The organism is Corynebacterium belfantii, assembly GCF_041898185.1.
Classification (GTDB): Bacteria; Actinomycetota; Actinomycetes; order Mycobacteriales; family Mycobacteriaceae; genus Corynebacterium; species Corynebacterium belfantii.
The window spans coordinates 382,068-402,867 of record NZ_CP157823.1 but is presented as its reverse complement, the minus strand read 5'-3'; the positions used below and the strand labels follow the sequence as shown (position 1 = coordinate 402,867).

Annotated in this window: 16 protein-coding genes, 4 tRNA genes and 6 pseudogenes; 7 read left to right on the top strand and 19 right to left on the bottom strand. The window is 54.7% G+C overall.

The features are described from left to right. Window positions 1-65: 65 nt before the first annotated feature. From nusG to ABMV07_RS02115, 12 genes and pseudogenes are all read right to left on the bottom strand, one after another. Window positions 66-857: a transcription termination/antitermination protein NusG gene (gene nusG, locus ABMV07_RS02170; RefSeq protein WP_088266354.1), complete on the bottom strand. Its 792-nt coding sequence runs from the start codon at window positions 855-857 to the stop codon at window positions 66-68. A gap of 94 nt (window positions 858-951) precedes the next feature. After that, window positions 952-1,257, bottom strand: coding sequence for a preprotein translocase subunit SecE (gene secE, locus ABMV07_RS02165; protein ID WP_004566656.1), 306 nt, complete (start codon window positions 1,255-1,257; stop codon window positions 952-954). 102 nt (window positions 1,258-1,359) lie between these two features. After that, a tRNA-Trp gene (locus ABMV07_RS02160) sits at window positions 1,360-1,432 on the bottom strand. 28 nt (window positions 1,433-1,460) lie between these two features. Continuing rightward, a tRNA-Met gene (locus ABMV07_RS02155) sits at window positions 1,461-1,532 on the bottom strand. A gap of 38 nt (window positions 1,533-1,570) precedes the next feature. Next, window positions 1,571-1,643: transfer RNA gene (locus tag ABMV07_RS02150), tRNA-Thr, on the bottom strand. Between the two features lie 198 nt (window positions 1,644-1,841). Next, window positions 1,842-2,672: pseudogene (locus ABMV07_RS02145) on the bottom strand (IS30 family transposase); the annotation flags it as partial. Between the two features lie 28 nt (window positions 2,673-2,700). Continuing rightward, window positions 2,701-3,204 (bottom strand): annotated as a pseudogene (locus ABMV07_RS02140) (IS3 family transposase); the annotation flags it as partial. A gap of 31 nt (window positions 3,205-3,235) precedes the next feature. Then, window positions 3,236-4,265 (bottom strand): annotated as a pseudogene (locus tag ABMV07_RS02135) (IS3 family transposase); the annotation flags it as partial. Further along, window positions 4,222-5,762 (bottom strand): annotated as a pseudogene (locus ABMV07_RS02130) (IS1634 family transposase). The pseudogenes ABMV07_RS02130 and ABMV07_RS02135, both read right to left, overlap by 44 nt. A gap of 123 nt (window positions 5,763-5,885) precedes the next feature. Continuing rightward, window positions 5,886-6,453, bottom strand: a pseudogene (locus ABMV07_RS02125) (terminase gpP N-terminus-related DNA-binding protein); the annotation flags it as partial. Between the two features lie 110 nt (window positions 6,454-6,563). Continuing rightward, a tRNA-Tyr gene (locus ABMV07_RS02120) sits at window positions 6,564-6,645 on the bottom strand. Between the two features lie 51 nt (window positions 6,646-6,696). After that, entirely contained in the window at window positions 6,697-7,689 is a 993-nt protein-coding gene (locus ABMV07_RS02115) for a polyprenyl synthetase family protein (RefSeq protein ID WP_088266438.1), read from the bottom strand. Between the two features lie 81 nt (window positions 7,690-7,770). Between ABMV07_RS02115 and ABMV07_RS02110 the strand changes: the two genes are divergently transcribed. Together ABMV07_RS02110 and ABMV07_RS02105 are read left to right on the top strand one after the other, a co-directional pair. Further along, window positions 7,771-8,973, top strand: a complete 1,203-nt coding sequence (locus tag ABMV07_RS02110; protein ID WP_197692206.1) for a geranylgeranyl reductase family protein — start codon at window positions 7,771-7,773, stop codon at window positions 8,971-8,973. A gap of 10 nt (window positions 8,974-8,983) precedes the next feature. Further along, on the top strand, window positions 8,984-9,934 hold the full coding sequence (locus ABMV07_RS02105; protein WP_197692205.1) for an L-lactate dehydrogenase: 951 nt from the start codon (window positions 8,984-8,986) through the stop codon (window positions 9,932-9,934). Here the strand turns inward: ABMV07_RS02105 and ABMV07_RS02100 are convergent. The 5 genes from ABMV07_RS02100 to ABMV07_RS02080 are packed head-to-tail and all read right to left on the bottom strand — an operon-like array spanning window position 9,906 to window position 14,453. Further along, on the bottom strand, window positions 9,906-10,610 hold the full coding sequence (locus ABMV07_RS02100; protein WP_196977184.1) for a demethylmenaquinone methyltransferase: 705 nt from the start codon (window positions 10,608-10,610) through the stop codon (window positions 9,906-9,908). The two genes, ABMV07_RS02105 and ABMV07_RS02100, sit on opposite strands and share 29 nt — an antisense overlap. Continuing rightward, the gene (locus tag ABMV07_RS02095; protein ID WP_196977183.1) at window positions 10,588-11,592 is read right to left on the bottom strand and encodes a glycosyltransferase family 1 protein; all 1,005 of its coding nucleotides are present in this window, start codon (window positions 11,590-11,592) and stop codon (window positions 10,588-10,590) included. The genes ABMV07_RS02100 and ABMV07_RS02095 overlap by 23 nt, the downstream gene beginning before the upstream one ends. After that, the gene (locus ABMV07_RS02090) at window positions 11,589-11,981 is read right to left on the bottom strand and encodes a DUF3592 domain-containing protein (RefSeq protein WP_014311222.1); all 393 of its coding nucleotides are present in this window, start codon (window positions 11,979-11,981) and stop codon (window positions 11,589-11,591) included. The genes ABMV07_RS02095 and ABMV07_RS02090 overlap by 4 nt, the downstream gene beginning before the upstream one ends. Continuing rightward, window positions 11,978-13,507 carry a 2-succinyl-5-enolpyruvyl-6-hydroxy-3-cyclohexene-1-carboxylic-acid synthase gene (gene menD / locus ABMV07_RS02085; RefSeq protein WP_088266433.1) on the bottom strand — a complete coding sequence of 510 codons (1,530 nt, stop codon included), beginning with the start codon at window positions 13,505-13,507 and terminating at the stop codon, window positions 11,978-11,980. The genes ABMV07_RS02090 and menD overlap by 4 nt, the downstream gene beginning before the upstream one ends. After that, window positions 13,491-14,453 carry an o-succinylbenzoate synthase gene (locus tag ABMV07_RS02080; RefSeq protein WP_088266432.1) on the bottom strand — a complete coding sequence of 321 codons (963 nt, stop codon included), beginning with the start codon at window positions 14,451-14,453 and terminating at the stop codon, window positions 13,491-13,493. The genes menD and ABMV07_RS02080 overlap by 17 nt, the downstream gene beginning before the upstream one ends. A 4-nt stretch (window positions 14,454-14,457) precedes the next feature. Between ABMV07_RS02080 and ABMV07_RS02075 the strand changes: the two genes are divergently transcribed. Then, the gene (locus ABMV07_RS02075) at window positions 14,458-15,324 is read left to right on the top strand and encodes a 1,4-dihydroxy-2-naphthoyl-CoA synthase (protein WP_010934290.1); all 867 of its coding nucleotides are present in this window, start codon (window positions 14,458-14,460) and stop codon (window positions 15,322-15,324) included. 10 nt (window positions 15,325-15,334) lie between these two features. Continuing rightward, entirely contained in the window at window positions 15,335-16,444 is a 1,110-nt protein-coding gene (gene menE, locus ABMV07_RS02070; protein WP_088266431.1) for an o-succinylbenzoate--CoA ligase, read from the top strand. On the opposite strand, the gene ABMV07_RS02065 is transcribed toward menE, so the two are convergent. Beyond that, entirely contained in the window at window positions 16,404-17,513 is a 1,110-nt protein-coding gene (locus ABMV07_RS02065) for an HNH endonuclease signature motif containing protein (protein ID WP_197692203.1), read from the bottom strand. The genes menE and ABMV07_RS02065 overlap by 41 nt on opposite strands. A gap of 141 nt (window positions 17,514-17,654) precedes the next feature. Here ABMV07_RS02065 and ABMV07_RS02060 point away from each other — a divergent pair, with 141 nt between their 5' ends. Continuing rightward, complete coding sequence (locus ABMV07_RS02060; RefSeq protein WP_088266429.1) at window positions 17,655-18,518, top strand: 1,4-dihydroxy-2-naphthoate polyprenyltransferase; 864 nt, start codon at window positions 17,655-17,657, stop codon at window positions 18,516-18,518. On the opposite strand, the gene ABMV07_RS02055 is transcribed toward ABMV07_RS02060, so the two are convergent. Continuing rightward, window positions 18,493-18,834: a DUF4229 domain-containing protein gene (locus ABMV07_RS02055; RefSeq protein ID WP_014317534.1), complete on the bottom strand. Its 342-nt coding sequence runs from the start codon at window positions 18,832-18,834 to the stop codon at window positions 18,493-18,495. The genes ABMV07_RS02060 and ABMV07_RS02055 overlap by 26 nt on opposite strands. On the opposite strand from ABMV07_RS02055, the gene ABMV07_RS02050 reads away from it, so the two are divergent. Continuing rightward, window positions 18,833-19,021, top strand: a complete 189-nt coding sequence (locus ABMV07_RS02050; protein ID WP_010934285.1) for a hypothetical protein — start codon at window positions 18,833-18,835, stop codon at window positions 19,019-19,021. The two genes, ABMV07_RS02055 and ABMV07_RS02050, sit on opposite strands and share 2 nt — an antisense overlap. Before the next feature lie 208 nt (window positions 19,022-19,229). Next, window positions 19,230-20,770, top strand: a pseudogene (locus ABMV07_RS02045) (IS1634 family transposase). Window positions 20,771-20,800 lie beyond the last annotated feature (30 nt).

Genomic DNA, 20,800 nt, shown 5'->3' with positions numbered 1-20,800 from the left:
ACTCGGCCACCGGGAAATGTATGAATACGTGTGAGAAGACACGCGAGCAACAACACTACAGGATGTTAGCTGATCTTCTCAACCTGATCGAAGCCCAATTCAACTGGGGTTTCGCGGCCAAAGATCGATACCAGTGCCTGAATCTTTGCGTTCTCGTGGTCGATGCCCGAAATGGTTGCGGAAACAGAAGCAAAAGCACCGGACAAAATGGTGACAGCCTCGCCAACCTCGAAGTCCACAGCGGTCTTTGGCTTGGTGGAATCGGTTGGCATTGCGACGACCTTCTCGCCCTCAGCGTTAACAGCCTCGGACTCGGTAGCCTCCTGAGGCATGAGGAACTTAGCGACGTCACGGTGCTTCACTGGGGTGGCGTTGCCCTCGTTACCAACGAAGCTGGTCACACCTGGAGTGTCGCGAACAACGGACCATGAGCGATCATTGATGTCCATACGCACCAAAACGTAGCCCGGCAGCAGCTTGCGCTTGACCAGCTTGCGCTTTCCGTCGCGAAGCTCGATTGCCTGCTCGATAGGAACAACGACATCGAAGATGGAATCTTCAACCTCGAGGGTCTGGGCGCGCATATCAAGGTTGGTCTTTACCTTGTTCTCGTATCCCGAGTAGCACTGAATGATGTACCAAGCACCTGGGAGCTTCTTGAGCTCACGGGTGTACTTGCGCAGACGCGCCTTGTACTCAGCGTCTTCATTCTTCTCGCCGCCGATGAGATCTGCCTCTTGGGCAGTTTCTTCCACGACTTCGAGTTCACCGTCAGCGGTGATTTCTTCAGCCTCAGCGGAAATCGTGTTCTGTACGGCCTCATCAAAGGCTTCTGCAAAGCTGTTTTCTTCACTCATCCGTCATTCTCCTCGTTTTTCCAGAAGTCTACCCAATAAATTATCCCGCCGATCCGAGGATCTGCGGGATATAAAACCTTTTTAAGTAGCTTACCTACTTAGTAAGCACCTTCTCAACTCCGAGGCCGGCAAGGAAGTCCACTCCTGCAACCAATGCGGTAACCAAGATTAGGAAAGCAAACACGATCAACGTGTAGCTCATCATCTGCTGTGCGGTGGGCCAAATAACCTTCTTCATCTCTGAAGCTACTTCAGGGACGAAAGAAACAACCTTGTTCCCGTTACGCTCATCATCGCCACCCGTTGGGGCGACCTTCTTCGCCTCGTAGGAAGCGGTGGACGTAGTGCTAACACCAGCAAGCTGGCGCTTACCCGTTGGGCGTGGCTGTTGATCGCTCACAGCTCTCCTTGATGTTGAAAATTGGTACGACGTAGAAACTATATCAGAATAGCAATTAAGCAAAAAGCGCTGAACACGTAAGTGCTCAGCGCTTTCATTTTGCAGGGGCGACAGGACTTGAACCTGCAACCTACGGTTTTGGAGACCGTTGCTCTACCAATTGAACTACGCCCCTAGGCGCCTCTTTCATTTCTGAAAGATAGTAGCGATGGAGAGAATTGAACTCTCGACACAACGATTATGAGTCGTTTGCTCTACCACTGAGCTACACCGCCCCACTCCCTTATCCGGTAAGCCCCAGATAAAAGAACAGAGCCCCCTGACAGAATCGAACTGTCGACCTTTTCCTTACCATGGAAACGCTCTGCCGACTGAGCTAAGGGGGCACAGCCTCTTTAGTTTGTGTCAGTTTTTCTGACCCGCTCCGTTGAAGCCTCCAAAAGATTAACCCGAATCATTGTTTAAACACAAATCCCCAGTTCAAAGCATGTTTTTGAATGTTTTTTATGACCTTAATGCGTTTAAGGGCACGACCCCTAGAATCCGGGGGCCAGGCGGATTCTAGTGGTTGTGGAAACACGATTCTAGATTTCGGTGGCATAGTCTAGCAGTTCAGCCATTTTTTCGGCTGGTTTGACAAAGCCAAGGGTTGCGCGCGGTCTGTCGTTAAGTTGCATAGCAACGAACTCGAGGTCTTCTTTGGTATGGACGAATAGATCAGTACCTTTGGAGAAATACTGACGCAGAAGTCCGTTGATGTTTTCGTTACTTCCTCGCTGCCAAGGTGACCCTGGATCACAGAAGTACACCAGACACTCGATGGCAATGGTAAATGATTTATGACCGGCCATGTCACTTCCTTGATCCCACGTCAGCGAACCACACAGGTGTGCTGGTAGCTATTGGATAGTCTCGACGAGCGCGTCGCGCACTTCTACAACACCATGCCCGTTGGGCAGCTGCAGCAGCATGACGTATCTGGTGCTGCGTTCCACAAGCGTGCCGATAGCTGATTTGTTTCCCTTGCCCAAAATGAGGTCGCCTTCCCAATGACCTAGAACAGCGCGGTCGTTAACCGTTGCTGGCCGTTCGGAAACCATCACCATGGGATCGCTAAAACGCTGGCGGGCAATACGCTGGTTGCGTGGCTTTTCCACAGCACGGCCTTGGCGCAGACATGCAGCGATTTCTTTCTTCAACTCGCCTTTAGCTTGGAAGAACAACGACATATAGATAGTTTCAGGACACACCCTCACAGTGTCATCGTCAGGGACGTTTAGACGCAACCTTTAGGAAAACTGCACCGGTAAATACCACTTCTTCAACATCGCCCACACCGCATCACGCAATGCTGCATATGTGTCCAGTTTGCGTGGCTTAGACCGGAATCTACGCAGCACGGACTTGGGCCTGGCCCCCGGAAAGTGAACACGTCGAGGTTAGCTATGCTGCTTTGGTCAGTGTAACTGAAGTCTCGGCTTCGAAGTCATCAGGGGCTACAAGATTGCACCACGAGTGCCGCCGGCGCGTGTTATAACGCATGCACCACCGGAAGACTTCCCAGCGGCAGGTCATCGGATTGTCAAAGAGTTTCCTATCACACAGTACTTCACGCTTTAAGGTGGCGTTAAAGGATTCTGCTAGGGCGTTATCAGCACTCGTTCCCACTGCTTCCATAGATTGGCGCACACCAAGCTGGGCGCAGTGGTCCCAAACGCCTGTGAGGTGTACACACTGCCGTGATCGGAATGGAATACAGCCCCGTCAAGGCTGCCGCACACCATGTGCGTGGGCTAGAGCATCGATGACCAGTGAGACCCGCATATGATCCGCGAGTGCATAACCTGCAAGTTTACGCGAATAGGTATCAATGACTGTGGCCACATACATGTTCTTGCCACCCTTACACGGCAGGTAGGTAATGTCACCGACATACACACGATTGGGGATGCGGACGTTTTGTTAGACACTTTCAACCTCACGCTACCGCAGCCATGCGATAACGCGCGATACTCATACCATTGAGACTAACTTTAATGCGATGATTGTTATAAAACTCGATATAAGCAGCAATGGCATCGTCAAGCTCTTGGATTGTCTGCCACCTCTTGCCGTAATACATCTCATTTTTCATCCGCCCGAAAAACCCCTCGCATGCCGCATTGTCAGGACTACACCCCTTTTTCGACATCGAACGAACGATGCCATATTTCGCAGTCAGACTATGCCAACTCCGACCACGGTAATGCACACCACGATCTGAATGAATCACTAATGAACCATCCGGTGGAAGACCCTCAGCATCAATAGCGGCCTGCAGCGTAGATTCTGCTAACTCCATAGTGGGATTCACACTCGTCTTAGCAGCAACGACTTTGCCATCGAAACAATCAATAATCACAGACAAATACACCCGCCCCTCATTCGCAGCGAAAACACTAATATCAGTCAGCCACAACGTATTCGCAGCAGTGGCATGAAAACAACGGTTGACCAGGTTCGGTGGAGCCGGAGAAATTTCTCCTTGATAACTGGAATATTTCACCTTCCGCTTCGGAAACCGCACCGTAATTGCTTCTTCGCGCATGAGCCTGCGAACTACTTTTTCACTGATAGTTATGCCTAAATGTCGTAATTGCCACCAGATACGGCGATAACCATAGGTATTATGTGAATCAGAACTGATGCGGTGCACCGTGCTGCGAATAGCTGCGTGCTTATCAGGCATGCGTCGTTTTTTCAGGTGGTAATAGAAACTGGATGCAGCAAGACCACTAGCAGCGAGCAGCATTGCTAATGGAAACGTGCTACGCAAAGCGTCAACCACGTCGGTTTTGTGCTTATTACTCAGCTGACCGGGGATGACGCTTACGTCTTTTTTTTATAATTTCCAGCTCCTTTTCCAACACGGCTTTTTCTACCAGCAGCGTGGCCATCTGCTGTTTTAACCTGACTTGGCTCAATTTAGTCAGACGGTTGGGGCAGCTTTTCGGTGAGTTCGCGGATGTCAGCGGGCAGGTCGGTTTGTGCATGGAGGGTCTGGCCTGCGATTTCGACGGTAAACGTCCGGTATTTCTTCAGGGTTCGCACTAATCGCTTCAACGACAGGCCCGTGGCTTGTTCCAACACGTGGCCTGTGGCCATCGCGGCCATCACAATGGTTAGGTGTGCGTGGATGGAGTCTTCTTTACGGTGATAAATCGGTCGGCTTTCAGGTCTGATTTCGCCATTCGGAACGATTTCTCGATCGTGAACAGGCGCCGGTAGGCACCGATGACTTCCTGGGGTTTTAAGTCTGTGCGTGAGGTCTCGTATCCTTTAATCCCGGCCAGGGTTAGGTGCTTGTTGGCTAGGGTGTGGTTGACCTGCTTATTCGGGGCCTTGAGGTTGACGTATCGATTCCGCTTGACGGGTATCTTTCCGTCAACAGCACGCTGGGCTTTATCTAGTTGTTCGCCGATGCCGCGCCTTGTGCGCCGAGCCCTATCGTAGGAATACTGGTAATAGGTCACTGCCTGCGGTTTGCCGCTGGTGCGGCGTTTGTCGCTGTGGTGACGGTGGGTCCAGATGTGTCCGTCGTCGTAGTCGGTGTAGCTGCGCCCTTCCGCTGCATCTAGCCAGGCTTTAATTGGTTCTGGGATTTCGCGTTCTTTCGTGCCCAGAATGTAGTCCAACCCGGCATCGATAATCGCGGTCTTGTTGGCGGCTGAAAACATGCCAGCATCAGCAACAATCGTGATGTCGTCAAGGTGGTAGGCGTCTTTAAGACGCAGGATCATTGGCAACATGGTGTGCGTTTCCGCACGATTGCCTTCAAACGCGCCGATCGCCAAGGGCAAGCCGGTGGAGTCGGTGAGCATCCCGACAGTGATCTGGGGTTCGAGTCGGCGTTCTTTACTAAACCCGGGTTTGCGTAGCTCGTCGGGCACGTCAGTTTCAAAATACAAGGTTGTCACATCGTAGAGAACCATCACACCAGGACCAATGGCCGCGTGTGTGGCTAGCGCGTGGGTTATCTGGTCGCGGAAGTCTTTGTCGGCATACCGCGGAAGGTAGCGCTTTATAGTCGCGTATGAAGCCGAGGCCACGCCGACTTCTGCCAGAGTTTCAATGGAATCAAACTTGGAACCCGGCGAGATAATACGGGCTTGGACCAGGTTGAAAAACACCTCGTCCTTGCCGCTTGCCGTATCCAGGCCAAGGAGTTGGAAGGCCCCGCGAATCGCGTCTAGGAGAAGACCTGCGCGTTCACCGGATACCGTGACGGGATTATCAACCGTGCCTGTTCCAGACACAGCAACCGCAGAAGGCAACACTTTGAGGTCAAGTGAAATTTGCTCGCCATCGACAAGCCGCTGAGCCTTGACCATCAGCGCTGCGAGATCGTGGTCGGTATGGGCGGAGCCGACGTGTTCGATTTCAGGTTTGCGGTTGCGGTACCGCCAGATGATTTGAACAGCGGTCGCACCCGACGCCGTCGGGACCCGGCGGATACTCGGTGACATATTCAACAGCCTACCGGCACCCCACCGCTACCCGCTTAGTCAGACAAAACCCGCACTCTGATACCCAACCCCACAGGCAGAAACGTCAATATGAACTACAACACACCAAAATGAGCCAAGTCAGGCTAATGGAAACGTGCTACGCAAAGCGTCAACCACGTCGGTTTTGTGCTTATTACTCAGCTGACCGGGGATGACGCTTACGTCTTTTTTTTATAATTTCCAGCTCCTTTTCCAACACGGCTTTTTCTACCAGCAGCGTGGCCATCTGCTGTTTTAACTGTGTTGGATTATCCGGCAATGATTTTTCTAGTGCTGCTTTAGTAGGGATGCGGCCATGGCCTGCGCGTTCTTTTTTCGACATCAAGCCCCATTGTCCTTCCTCACGGTAGCGTTGCGCCCAAGCATAGACGCTGGCGTGAGTGTGCAGGCAGCATTCCTGGGCAATATCAGCTGGTCGCCAACCATTGTGGAAAAGTTCTACTGCGCGAAGTTTGACTTCGTATGGGTAGTGGGTCAGGGTTTTGGCTTGTTTACGTGGTTGTGGTGGGGTTTTGGGCTCGCGTAGCCATTTATACAGGGTCCATCTGCCTGGGTAGCCGAGTTCGCGGACTGTTTTAGTCACTGATTGTGTGCGTTTGTAGACCCGCAGTGCTGTGCGCTTCTGCGTGTTGGTGTAGGAACGGTTCATAATGGAATCCTCCAAGATTCCGTCCGCATCCCCTTTTGCCCCTTAAGCCAACCCAAGCAATCGGAGAAACGAAAAACCCCGCCACTTGAAAAGTGACGGGGTTTACACTGTGCCAGGTAGAAGATTCGAACTTCTGTAGGCAATGCCGACGGATTTACAGTCCGCTCCCTTTGGCCGCTCGGGCAACCTGGCGTGCTTGATAGAATTTAGCACAGCACCCTAGCCAAACCGCAAATCCGCAGGTTATCCGACTCGTTTCACGGTGTAACGCGCAAGACTACGAAGGGCATCCGTGGTGGAGTTCTGAGGTAACAGGGCCAGCTGACGTTCCGCTTCTTCGAGATAGCGGTGGACGTCGGCAAGCGCGCGTTCGCGACCTGTGGAACGGGCAAGAAGGTCGAGGGTACGCGCGACGGTGGCGTCGTCGGTAAGCGGGCCGGTGAGGATGGAGCGCAGTTCTTCTCCAACGGCGGTGTCTTCGCTCAGCGCATAGAGTACGGGGAGGGTGAACACGCCCTCGCGAAGATCAGTGCCAGGGGTCTTACCGGAATCGGTGGTATCGGAGAAAATGTCGATGATGTCGTCGACGATCTGAAAAACCATGCCGATGGCCCGGCCGTAGGCGCGCAATGCCTCTACATGCTCGGCTGGGGCTCCCGCATGCATAGAGCCAAGGAAGCCAGCGGAAGCAATCAGTACGCCAGTCTTTTCATTGATCACGTTGAGGTAGTGCTCGATGGAATCACCATCGCGGGCGCCGATGGTTTCACGCATCTGACCGGTGACCAGTTCTGCGAACGTCTCCGAGAAGTGCGCCACGGTTTCTACACCAAGGTCGGCCATGAGGCGTGCCACGTGCGCGAGGAGGATGTCTCCAGCTAGGATAGCTACGGAGTTGTTCCACCTGAAGTTGGCGCTATCAACGCCACGGCGTTTGTCGGCCTCATCCATCACGTCGTCGTGATACAACGTGGCGAGGTGGGTCATTTCCACCACCACCGCAGCTTTGATAACGTTCTCGCTCATTGGCTGCGAGCCATACTGTGATGCCAGCAGCGCAAACATCGGGCGGAATCGTTTCCCGCCTGCCTCCGCTAGGTGCATGACCTTTTCTACGAGAAAATCTTCTCCTTTGGAAAGTTCTTCCCGTAAGAGATCCTCGACGCGGATCATTCCGGCCGCAATCTCCTCATTGAGGTTTTGCTCGCCGAGATCAACTCGCGTACCGTTGCCCATTCCTCAACTACCTTTGTCTCGTGTTCAGCTAACCCCCTAACCGTAGTCGAAATACTCGTACTTCTACACATACATGCCACAATGGGGCGCGTGAGTAATTCCCCTTTTTCGGTTGATGTTCTGGTGGTCGGCGGTGGCCCAGCCGGCTCGGCGGCGGCTATCCATGCAGCTAAAGCAGGTTATTCGGTATTGCTTATCGACGCCCAACCCTTCCCACGCGACAAGACCTGCGGAGATGGCTTAACGCCTCGCGCAGTACATCAACTAGAGGCACTTGGGGTGAATGTGACCTCTCGTTATCGCTCCTTCGGCCTGAAACTGCATGGTTTTGGCGGTTCGGTCACCGTCCCATGGCCGGAATCACACTTTGGCCAAGTAAGCTCCGCGATGCCGCGTATGGAATTCGATGCCATGTTGTGGGAAATGGCAGCACAGCACGCAACGACGTGGACGGCTACTGCCTCTGAGGTAGAGATTGATTCCGCGATTCGCAGTGTCACCATGTCCGATGGGCACGTCGTCAAGCCACGAAGCGTCATCGTGGCCGATGGTGTCCGTTCCACGTTTGGAAAACTGCTGGGACGCACATGGCACCGCGGCGAGGTGTACGGTATCGCGGCGCGCTCCTATTGCACCACACCACGCAGCACTGAGCCATGGATGCATTCGCACCTCGAGCTTCGCGACGACTCCACCACCTTGCCCGGCTACGGATGGATCTTCCCGCTTGGCGACGGCACCGCCAATGTGGGTTGCGGCGCACTGTCCACCGATAAGCGCCCAGCGAAAATCAATACCAAGAAACTGTTGCGTCACTACGCCAGCCAGCAGACAGACTGGGAATTTGGCACCCCCCAACGGGTGGCTTCAGCATTGTTACCCATGGGCGGCGCAGTCAGCACCATCGCAGGACCTAACTGGATGCTCATCGGCGATGCTGCCGCTTGCGTGAACCCTCTCAACGGTGAAGGCATCGACTACGGCCTCGAAACCGCAGCCCTGGCCGTAGCTCACCTTGATAACCCCTTGGAGTGGCCACACATTTTGCGAGAAACCTATGGTGAGGCGTTCCTCTTGGCGCGCACCGCAGCACGCCTACTCACCTACCCCCAGTTCCTTCCGCTCACCGGACCTATTGCCTTGCGCACCCCGTTGATGGCTTCTGCGGCACGACTCATGGGTAACTTGGTCACCGAGGAAGACAAAGACATCGTGGCCCGCGCGTGGCGAGCAGCCGGTTGGGGTGTGACAAAAATCCGTGGCGGGTCCCCATTGTGGGACTAAGCTCGACGGCATGAACAAGCTAGTAGTGATAGGCCTCGGCCATGTGGGTTCATACGTACTGAGCTACGCCATGGCATCGGGGTTGTATGCAGAAATTGCCACAATCGACACAAAACTAGGAGTAGCGCTCGGCGAGGCCGTTGACCTAGCTCAAGCCACCGGCGTTCCGGGAACCACCAACACCTACTGCCACGAGGGCACCTACGCAGACTGCGCCGATGCCGACGTTATTATCTGCGCAGCCGGCGAATCGATCGTCCCAGACCCTAACGATCCGACCCGTATGCCAGACCGCTCTGAACTCGCACAGATCAGCGGCGCAGTTATCCGCGATGTAATGACAAATATCACCGCGAATGTCGGCGAGAATCCACCGGTACTCATTGTGATTACCAATCCGCTGGACGCAATGGTTCATATCGCAGCCACCGAGTTCGGTTACCCCAAGGTCTTTGGCACGGGCACCATGCTGGACTCCGCACGCCTGCGCTACATCATCGGCACTGAGCTGGGCATTGATCCCAAGTCCGTTACCGGCTACATGATGGGCGAACACGGCTCTACCTCCGTACCGATCCTCTCCCAGGTCAACGTGCAAGGCCTGCGCTGGGAGGAACTAGAAGCTTGGCACGGAAAGCCACTACCAACTGCCCCAGAGATGCAAGAAAAGGTCGTTCGCGCGGCTTACGACGTCCTCCTGTCAAAGGGCTGGACCAATGCTGGCGTAGCCCGCTCGGCCAACGAGCTAGCCAAGTGCGTACTACTCAATGAGCGCGCTGTACACCCCATCTGTACTCCACTCCACGGCGAGTACGGCCTCGAGGATGTTTCGCTCTCCATCCCCACCGAGATCACTCACGAAGGTGCTGGAAGCAAAATGCTGCCCCAGCTCAACGAATGGGAGCTAGAGCAGCTGCATAAGTCCGCAGAATTTATCCGCGAGACTGTTCGGAAGGCTTAACAGCCGAGTGAAGGGCAACGATGCCGAGGCTGAGATTTTGCCAGCCGGCATCGTGCCAGCCGTTTTCATTGATGGCCGCGGCGAGTTCTTCTCGCTCCGGCCATGCGCGGATCGATTCCGCCAAATACTCATAAGCCTCTGGGTTGGTGCCTACAACCTTGGCGATTAATGGCAGTAGCTTGGTTAGATATTCCTTGTAGATGGTTTTAAAACCAGGCAGGTTCGGGGTGGAAAACTCTGCGATGGTAATGCGACCACCAGGCTTGGTTACTCGCGCCATCTCGCGCAAAGCCATACGGAAGTCATGAACGTTGCGCAAACCATAAGAAATGGTGACAGCGTCAAAGGAGTTGTCAGCAAAGGGCAGCTTCATGCCGTCGCCCACAACCTTGGGAACATTGCGATCCTTACCGGCTGCCAGCATGCCTTGGGAGAAATCGCACGCAACTACCCATGCACCAGATCGGGTGAGTTCCACGGTAGACACCGCTGTTCCTGCCGCAAGGTCGAGCACGCGTTCACCCGCTTTGAGTTGGAGACGCTCACGGGTCTTTTCCCGCCACTTTTTATCGCGCCCAAAACTCAACACCGTATTGGTGATGTCGTAGTTCTTGCCCACGCCGTCGAACATTTCTGCAATGTCGAGGGGCTTCTTATCCAATGATGCCTTTGCCACGGTTGTCCAGTGTAACAACATCACGATAATGGGCGAAGAGCTGGCTGCAGACAGTCTCCCACGTCACCACTGTCGACCGCGGATCAAAGTCATGCACAAGCACATAATCAACGGCCTGTTCGATGCCTTCTGTAATAAACACCCCGTTGACAGGTGTTATCAAATCAATCGGCCCACCAGAGCGCGGTGCCACAACCGGCACACCACTGGCATGGGCTTCTTGGATGGTTTGACCGAAAGTCTCGTGATCCCCAGTGTGGACGAAGACGTCGAAACGCGCGTATTCGCGGGCCAGCGCCTCTCCCCGCAGCTGACCTAAAAATCGAGCATTCGGCAACGCGCGCTCTAATTGCTCTCGCAGGATGCCATCGCCCACAATGACCACCTCAAGGTCGTCGCGGTGGTTAAGCGCTGCTAGGCGGTGCACCGACTTTTCAGGTGCGAGCCGGCCCACGTAGCCCACAACCTTTTTGGGGTTATTTTTTGGTTGCGGATGAAAAAGCTCAGTGTCAACGCCTCTACCCCAGAGGTGTACGTTTCTGATTCCGTGGTTTTCCAGTTGCTCTTTCGCCGGTGTAGACGGAGCCAATGTCAAGGCCGCGCGGTTATGGAACGCCCTCATCCACGACCAATGCACGTTTTTTAACCATGTGAGGCGATAATGCTGCTGGTAGGCAGCCACATCGGTTTGATAGATGGCCACACACGGCACCGCCATTTTCTGAGCAATAAACGCCGCCCGCGCAGCAAAAGCATAGGGCGACGCTAAGTGAATTACGTCAGGATCAAACGCCCGAAGCTGCTTTTCGACGCCCACCGGCAGGCCGATAGGCAAGGTACGAATCACGTTGACGCATATGCGCGGCGCAATGACCAGTACCTCATGCCCATGTGCTTTGGCGTATTCCTCGATCCGCAGCACGGAGTTAGTCACCCCATTGATATTGGGAAGATAGGACTCCGTGACGATAGCGACTTTCACAGCCGGCCCACGATCCACCACAAACCAGCAAAGATGAGGCTTGCAACCACCCAAATGCTCAATGCTGGGATGATCGACAGCGTCCAAGCGCGGCCCTCCACCTTGACTAGGTCAGGATTGTCCTTGCTGTAGTTCACCCACACGCGTTGTCCGCGTCCAAGGCCGGTGGGATACATCAATCCGCCCTTGGGAGAGTGATACATATTGTCCTCGTCTTGATACTCAACCGTCGTGCGGAAAGTACCCACATCCAGTACTTTTGCAAGAACTCGACCTGAATTGCGCGCAATGTGATAGTCATTGATCGCAGGGCCAATAACCATGCTGGCGCATCCCAAGACGGCTGCCGCATACAAAGCTAGGACAAGTTGATGGAGGCGGCGTTTCACAGCGTGAGAGCCTTATCAATATCGCGACGCGTCGAACGCGTAGTCACAACCTCAATAATATTGAATCCGGCACTATCCGTCGTATCAATCAACGCCTCAATCAACTCCGGCAGTGTTTCCGCACGCAGGTAGTTCACCCCATAGGCCTCCGCAATTGCCTCGATGTGCACACCATGCGGGGTGCCAAAGGCCTGTTCAAAGCTGGGGCGGAACTCTGGAGCCCCAATCTCAAGCGTTTCAAAAATGCCGCAGCCGTCATCGTTTGCCACCACAATAGTCAGATTCTCTGGACGTGCCCCCAACAAGCCTCCAACATCATGCAAGAATGTCACATCACCCATCAGCGCCACCGTGCGATCAGCACGAATTGCCGTCGCGTCACGGTGCTGCACATCCAGCGCCACGCCGACCGCCTGCGACACGGTGCCGTCGATACCCGCAGCCCCACGAGCTGCGAAGATATCCACTCCGCCCAGTGGCATGCCCACCAAGGAGGCATCGCGAACCGGATTTGACGCACCCAAAAATAGCGTGTCACCTACAGCCATCGTGTCTGCAACCGCAGCCGCAACATGCAGGCCAGTAAAACCGTGCTCCTCCAGCACTTCCCTTACCCGATCCGCACACAGCGTCGATGCATCCTCACAGATCTGCAACCAACGCTTATCCAACTCCCCCGTCACCTTCACACGACTGCCTACCGCTTGGGGATTGCCGGTGATCGTATCGGTCTTAGTCAGCACCGTTACCGGAACATCGGCCAACAAAGACAGCACCGCACGGTGCAGCGTAGGGTGCCCCACCACCACAATATGTTCGGGTTTAATTTCCTTGTGCGCAAAGATTTGAGCAGCCAGCGGATGTACCGGATGATACGGCGCCGGAGCCGATGGTTCTGCAATTGTAGGGACGTCCTCCAATCCAGGAACTTCCCACCCCTCATCGCCAGCTACCACGAGAATTCTTTGATTTAGATTGAGCACAACTTCACCATGATCAACCTCAATCACGTCACGAACGCGCACCACCGGATCACCTACTTCAGGCAACACATCCACAAGTGGCACATCCAATGCAACGTTGATATGAATTACATTGCGCGCAAAAGAAATGGAGCTAAGATCAGCAACATCAACCACATGATCCGTGTCCACCACATTAAAAATGCCACGCTGCTCAATCGTCTGATTTTCCCCCGTACCATGCAGGCGCTCAGGACGATCCGCCGACACCATAATCAACGGAGTATGAGAATACGCCGCCTCAATCATCGCAGGAGCACAGTTAGCCACAGCGGTACCAGAGGTAGTCACCACAGCAACGTGACGCTTGCTAGAACGTGCAAGTCCGAGAGCCAAAAACGCCGCCGAGCGTTCGTCGATACGCGTGTGCACACGAATATCATCGCGAGCAATTAGTTCCAAAGACAGCGGAGAATTCCGCGACCCAGGACAAATAACAACGTCAGTGACGTGGCGGGCAAGGGTCGTTGCGACTGCGCGGGCAAGCTCAGGGGATGAAGTCATGCAGACATTCTAACGCGCCCCGAACCCGCTCCAACCACCAATCCCGGCGCGGGCCAGTGACCTCGAATTCCGCCAAGCGCGCCGGATCAGGGGCCAGCATCTCCACTGACATCTTGCCGTCCACGATCGTGCGTGGCTCGGTCACATCCTCGACGAAAAGTCGCTGCGTAGCAAGCCCCGCTGGATTGGAGTCGATAGCCGCGGCCACAGCTATACCAGCATTCATCCCGATGCCAGTGTCGAGGGCGCTCGCCACTGTAAGGCTCAAGCCGCGCTGCCGATAAAACTTGGCAATATCCACAATATTGCGCGGTCCACCCAACGGTGCAGCCTTTACCACCGCAACATCCGCCGCATGGAGCCGCGCCACCTCGTAGGGATCACTGACCCTGCGAATCGACTCATCCGCAGCGATCGGCACCGAAATTCGCCGCCGCAGCTCAGCCAACTCCGCAACACTTGCACAGGGTTGCTCCATGTATTCCAGCTCCCCCAAGCGTTTCGACGCCGCCACGGCCTGATCTACCGTCCACCCACGATTGGCGTCCACACGGATGCGCGCATCAGGCAGCACCTCCCGCACCATAGCAACGCGTGCGGCATCATCGCCTTCCGCAACTTTCACCTTGACCGTTGTGCACCCCGGGTAACGGGCAAGAATTTCTGGGACCTGATCTGGAGAAACCGCTGGAATAGTTGCATTGACCTCCACGGCATCGCGAATCATCGGAGGCGGCCCTTGAAAAGCCATCTCCAAACCACACCGCAGCCACTGGGCCGCTTCCTGCACACCGTATTCCACAAACGGCGAGAACTCCCCCCACCCCTTGGGGCCGTCGAAAAGCACCGCCTCGCGGACCGTAATGCCGCGAAACTTCACCCGCATGGGGAGAGCAACCACATGAGCACGTTCGAGAATTTCGTCCATAGGGGCGACTATAGTCACCCTTATGAATCCAGAACTTTGGAAGCCAGTCGAAGGCTTTGACAACCTCACCGACATTACCTACCACCGCCACCGCGAAGAAGGCATCGTCCGCATCGCCTTTGACCGCCCCGAAGTACGCAACGCTTTTCGCCCGCACACCGTGGACGAGCTCTACCGCGCACTCGATCATGCACGCCAAACTTCCGACGTAGGCACCGTGCTCCTTACCGGCAACGGCCCCTCACCCAAAGACGGCGGCTGGGCATTTTGCTCCGGCGGCGACCAACGAATCCGCGGCCGCGCAGGCTACCAGTACGAAGGCGACCCCGCACAAGCAGGCCGCCTCCACATTCTTGAAGTCCAACGCCTCATTCGCACCATGCCCAAGGTTGTCATCGCAGTAGTCAACGGCTGGGCCGCAGGTGGCGGACACTCCCTCCACGTCGTTTGCGACATGACCATCGCGTCTCGCGAACACGCCAAATTTAAGCAGACCGACGCCGATGTCGGATCCTTTGACGCCGGATATGGCTCCGCGTACCTCGCCAAAATGGTTGGCCAGAAATTCGCCCGCGAAATTTTCTTCCTCGGCCGCACCTACGATGCCGAAACTATGCAACGGATGGGTGCCGTCAACATTGTTGTCGACCATGCCGATCTCGAAGACGAAGCCATCCAGGTCGGACGCGAAATCAACGGCAAGTCCCCTACCGCGCAACGCATGCTGAAATTTGCCTTCAACCTCACCGACGACGGACTCATGGGACAGCAAGTCTTCGCAGGCGAGGCCACCCGATTGGCTTACATGACCGACGAAGCCGTAGAAGGCCGCGACTCCTTCCTTGAAAAACGCGACCCCGATTGGTCACGCTTCCCTTATTACTTCTAAAATTTTCAACATGATCCTCGAACCCCTCATCGTCCCCGCATATCCCAATGAGATCCTCGATGAGCTCGAGGCCGCGATCGCTGGCGAACGCTGCTATCTGCCGGTACCGCCCAACGACCAGCTGCTTCGCCGCACCCTGAAAGCCGGACAGTCCATCGACGACGACATCGCTCTCGTCGTAGCCACCTCCGGCTCCACAGGCACCCCCAAAGGCGCACTTCTAACCGCCGCCAACCTTGTCTCCTCCGCCGACGCTACCCACCAGTACCTCGGCGGAGAAGCACAGTGGCTACTCGCTATGCCTGGCTATCACATTGCCGGAATCCAGGTACTTATTCGATCACTAATTGCTGGGTACAACCCCCTTATTCTCGATGTCACCCACGGGTTCAACATTTCCGAATTCGCACGCATCGCCAACACTTTGGACGACACGACCTACACTTCGTTGACCCCCATGCAGTTGCTCAAAGCCATGGACACCCTCGAAGGTATTGAAGCGTTACGACGTTTCGCCGCGATCCTTGTGGGTGGAGCACCCTTGCGTGCCGACGACCTCCGCGCCGCGAAAGAACTCGGAATCAACGTCGTAACAACCTACGGTTCCTCCGAAACCTCCGGTGGCTGCGTATATAACGGTCGCCCCATCCCCGGTGCCAAAGTTCGCGTTGTCGGCGAACGAATCCACCTCGGCGGACCAATGGTGGCGCGCGGATACCGCAACGGTGAAGAATTCGGAGACTGGTTCACCACCTCCGACACCGGCACAATCACTGACGGCGTGCTCACTGTTACTGGACGTGTGGATACGATCATCGACTCAGGTGGACTAAAAATCCATCCCGAAATTCTCGAACAACAAATCCTGAGCGTCCGCGGTGTTTCTGGAGTATGCGTTGTGGGCGTACCAGATCGACGCTTGGGACAAGCCATCGTAGCCGCATACGAAGGAAGCGCCCATCCCACCGAGATCATCACCGCTCTTGATGACCTACCACGCTGGCAATTACCCAAAGACATCCGCCGTGTAGACCAGTTGCCACTCATTGGTCCTGGCAAAGTAAACCGCCAAGCAGTACTCAAGATGCTCGATACTTCAATTTCGCATCGCGGCGCTTAGTCCGCGCCTCCACCCGCTGAGCAAAACTCTGCCCAAACATCACCCCCTCTGCCGCTGTTGTCACTTCCGTACCATCAGCCATGATCCAATCCACGGCGATTCCATTCGCGGATACACAATCCACGGCTTTGGACGTTTTCAGGTTGTGATGGTGCCGGCATAAGCATTGGGCGTTGTTGGGAGTGGTCCTACCCCCTGCGTCGTACTCCTCGATATGGTCTATATCGCAGTGCGAAGCAGGAACCATACAACCGGGGAACCGACAATGCCCATCGCGTGCTTGGATGTAATCACGCATAGTTGCTGGGAACGCGTAGGCGTTGGTCGATGCTTGCTCCGCTTTATCAATATCGTGGTATTTCTTTTCAATCCCCACCGCAATGGAATCGGGCACGCGAGCACCACTAAGGGTATAAACCGCGTCACTCATCTTTGGCTGGAATAACTTAATGCGGACACCGCCACCCGTAGCCAAAATGACCAGCGCAGCTTCATCATCGCAGGAATGCACCCGTTTTGTCTCCGCGATACTTTCACGAATCACCTCAGCAGAAGCATCCGAAAGCACAATATCTAATCCAGTTTTGCCCGTGCCTGCGTCATAAAACATGGCACGCACTTCTTTTTCCTCTACTACGTGAGCCTGCTCTAGCTCTACAAGGAGCTGGCGGATCACATTGACGATCCTTCTTGGACCAGGCAAATGTTGCCGATCACGAGTAGGAGTTAACATCTTGACCAATACCGCATCAATATCTGGCCAGTGTTCCTTGCGTACCCCGCCTAATGCCTGAGCAATGGCCATCAGTCTCGGCATATCAAGATGCCACAGCTGAAGAAACAGCTTATGCAGACCTTTAAGCTCCAACAGTGTCGAGATTGCGTCGATACGCCGGAGTACAAAGTGCTCCGTTTTATCAATGCGCGCACCCAACGCTGAACAATAAGCAGTGACATCATCGTCTGGATGAGGTTGCACACGAAGCCATCTTTGATATTCAAACTGATTAAGCAATATTTCTTCGCAGGCGAACTCATCCCCGATATCGCAACAACGATAAAAAGCCATATTCCCCCCTTAAAATCAATATATACAGGCACCATAACACCCGCCCCTAACATCTACCCCCACTTGCGGGTTCGAACTATTGTTCGCTACTGTCTAACTATAAATTAACCACACAAGAAACGCAATGGAAGAATAGACAACATGTCTCAAGCAACCTTTGCCGATTGGAAAGAAGGCGCTCGCCCACATACTTGGGCAAACGCCTTCGCGCCCGTCATCGTGGGAACCGGTGCAGCCGGGGCCGGAATCGTATGGTGGAAAGCCTTACTCGCACTCATCGTGGCCTGGACCCTCATCATCGGAGTGAACTACGCCAACGATTACTCCGACGGCATCCGCGGCACGGATGACGACCGCACCGGCCCCCTCCGCCTCACTGGATCCGGACTTGCCGAGCCGGCAGCAGTAAAACGCGCAGCATTTATCGCCTTCGGAGTCGCCGGCATCGCAGGAATTGCTCTATCCCTCACCAGCGCATGGTGGCTCATAGCAATCGGCCTCCTATGTGTCGCGGGAGCATGGTTCTACACCGGCGGAAAAAATCCATACGGCTACCGCGGACTTGGCGAGGTTGCCGTCTTCATTTTCTTCGGCCTAGTCGCAGTCATGGGCACACAATTCACCCAGCTTGGGCACGTCACATACACAGGATTCGCCTGCTCGGTTGCGATCGGCGCAATGTCCGCTGGAGTAAACCTAGTAAACAACCTGCGCGATATCCCCACAGACAAAGAATCCGGCAAGATCACCCTTGCCGTCCGACTCGGCGATCCCGCAACCCGCATTTTGTATTACATACTCATTACCTTGCCGTTTCTCGCTTCCATATCGTTTTTCTCTTGGGGATCACTAGGCTTACTCGCGCTCCCCCTAGCGGTCAAAGCTGCACAGCCCGTAAAAAATGGTGCCACAGGAAAGGATCTCATCCCCGTCCTTGGCACCACCGGAAAAGCCATGCTGACATGGTCACTACTGACCACTATCGGTTTGATAATTCTCGCTTAACCCAATCTTTTTCCGCCTTGCGCTGCTCACTCCACAAAGCCACAGCCTGAGTAGCGCGAACCCGAACACCCTTAAAAAGGAAAACAGACAGCGGCATAGCAACAATCAGTGCCAACGTAGCCGAAATCAACAGCGGCACAGGCGCCTGAATAGCCACCGCTATTAATTGGATAACCGCAGTAAGCACAACAAAGAGAATAAACCGTGCAAGACCATAAACGACTACAGCCTTTCGTGCCTCAGACTTCACGGTAGGGTCTATGACAGGCTTTTTTATATCATCCACCCACAAGACCCTACCGGAAAAGGAAACCATGGGCCGACTCATCATTCTCCTTGTTCTTATCGCAGCAATCGTGCTGCTATGGAAGGCTTTCGGGCCCAAAACCTGGAAATCCCCCGAACCGCCACAAATCAAAGGCCCCGACGATGATGAGGATTTCCTGTGGAAGCTTGAGCTCGAACAATACAAGAAAAGAAAACGAGATAAAGAGCAGGAATAGCCGTTTTACTTAGCTTAACCTTGCCTATATAGTTCATGTATGCAATCCGTTAAGGTGGCCGCCCCTTATTAAGGTGCTCTCACCTGACTTGGCTCATTTTGGTGTGTTGTAGTTCATATTGACGTTTCTGCCTGTGGGGTTGGGTATCAGAGTGCGGGTTTTGTCTGACTAAGCGGGTAGCGGTGGGGGTGCCGGTAGGCTGTTGAATATGTCACCGAGTATCCGCCGGGTCCCGACGGCGTCGGGTGCGACCGCTGTTCAAATCATCTGGCGGTACCGCAACCGCAAACCTGAAATCGAACACGTCGGCTCCGCCCATACCGACCACGATCTCGCAGCGCTGATGGTCAAGGCTCAGCGGCTTGTCGATGGCGAGCAAATTTCACTTGACCTCAAAGTGTTGCCTTCTGCGGTTGCTGTGTCTGGAACAGGCACGGTTGATAATCCCGTCACGGTATCCGGTGAACGCGCAGGTCTTCTCCTAGACGCGATTCGCGGGGCCTTCCAACTCCTTGGCCTGGATACGGCAAGCGGCAAGGACGAGGTGTTTTTCAACCTGGTCCAAGCCCGTATTATCTCGCCGGGTTCCAAGTTTGATTCCATTGAAACTCTGGCAGAAGTCGGCGTGGCCTCGGCTTCATACGCGACTATAAAGCGCTACCTTCCGCGGTATGCCGACAAAGACTTCCGCGACCAGATAACCCACGCGCTAGCCACACACGCGGCCATTGGTCCTGGTGTGATGGTTCTCTACGATGTGACAACCTTGTATTTTGAAACTGACGTGCCCGACGAGCTACGCAAACCCGGGTTTAGTAAAGAACGCCGACTCGAACCCCAGATCACTGTCGGGATGCTCACCGACTCCACCGGCTTGCCCTTGGCGATCGGCGCGTTTGAAGGCAATCGTGCGGAAACGCACACCATGTTGCCAATGATCCTGCGTCTTAAAGACGCCTACCACCTTGACGACATCACGATTGTTGCTGATGCTGGCATGTTTTCAGCCGCCAACAAGACCGCGATTATCGATGCCGGGTTGGACTACATTCTGGGCACGAAAGAACGCGAAATCCCAGAACCAATTAAAGCCTGGCTAGATGCAGCGGAAGGGCGCAGCTACACCGACTACGACGACGGACACATCTGGACCCACCGTCACCACAGCGACAAACGCCGCACCAGCGGCAAACCGCAGGCAGTGACCTATTACCAGTATTCCTACGATAGGGCTCGGCGCACAAGGCGCGGCATCGGCGAACAACTAGATAAAGCCCAGCGTGCTGTTGACGGAAAGATACCCGTCAAGCGGAATCGATACGTCAACCTCAAGGCCCCGAATAAGCAGGTCAACCACACCCTAGCCAACAAGCACCTAACCCTGGCCGGGATTAAAGGATACGAGACCTCACGCACAGACTTAAAACCCCAGGAAGTCATCGGTGCCTACCGGCGCCTGTTCACGATCGAGAAATCGTTCCGAATGGCGAAATCAGACCTGAAAGCCGACCGATTTATCACCGTAAAGAAGACTCCATCCACGCACACCTAACCATTGTGATGGCCGCGATGGCCACAGGCCACGTGTTGGAACAAGCCACGGGCCTGTCGTTGAAGCGATTAGTGCGAACCCTGAAGAAATACCGGACGTTTACCGTCGAAATCGCAGGCCAGACCCTCCATGCACAAACCGACCTGCCCGCTGACATCCGCGAACTCACCGAAAAGCTGCCCCAACCGTCTGACTAAATTGAGCCAAGTCAGGAGCTTAACCTTGCC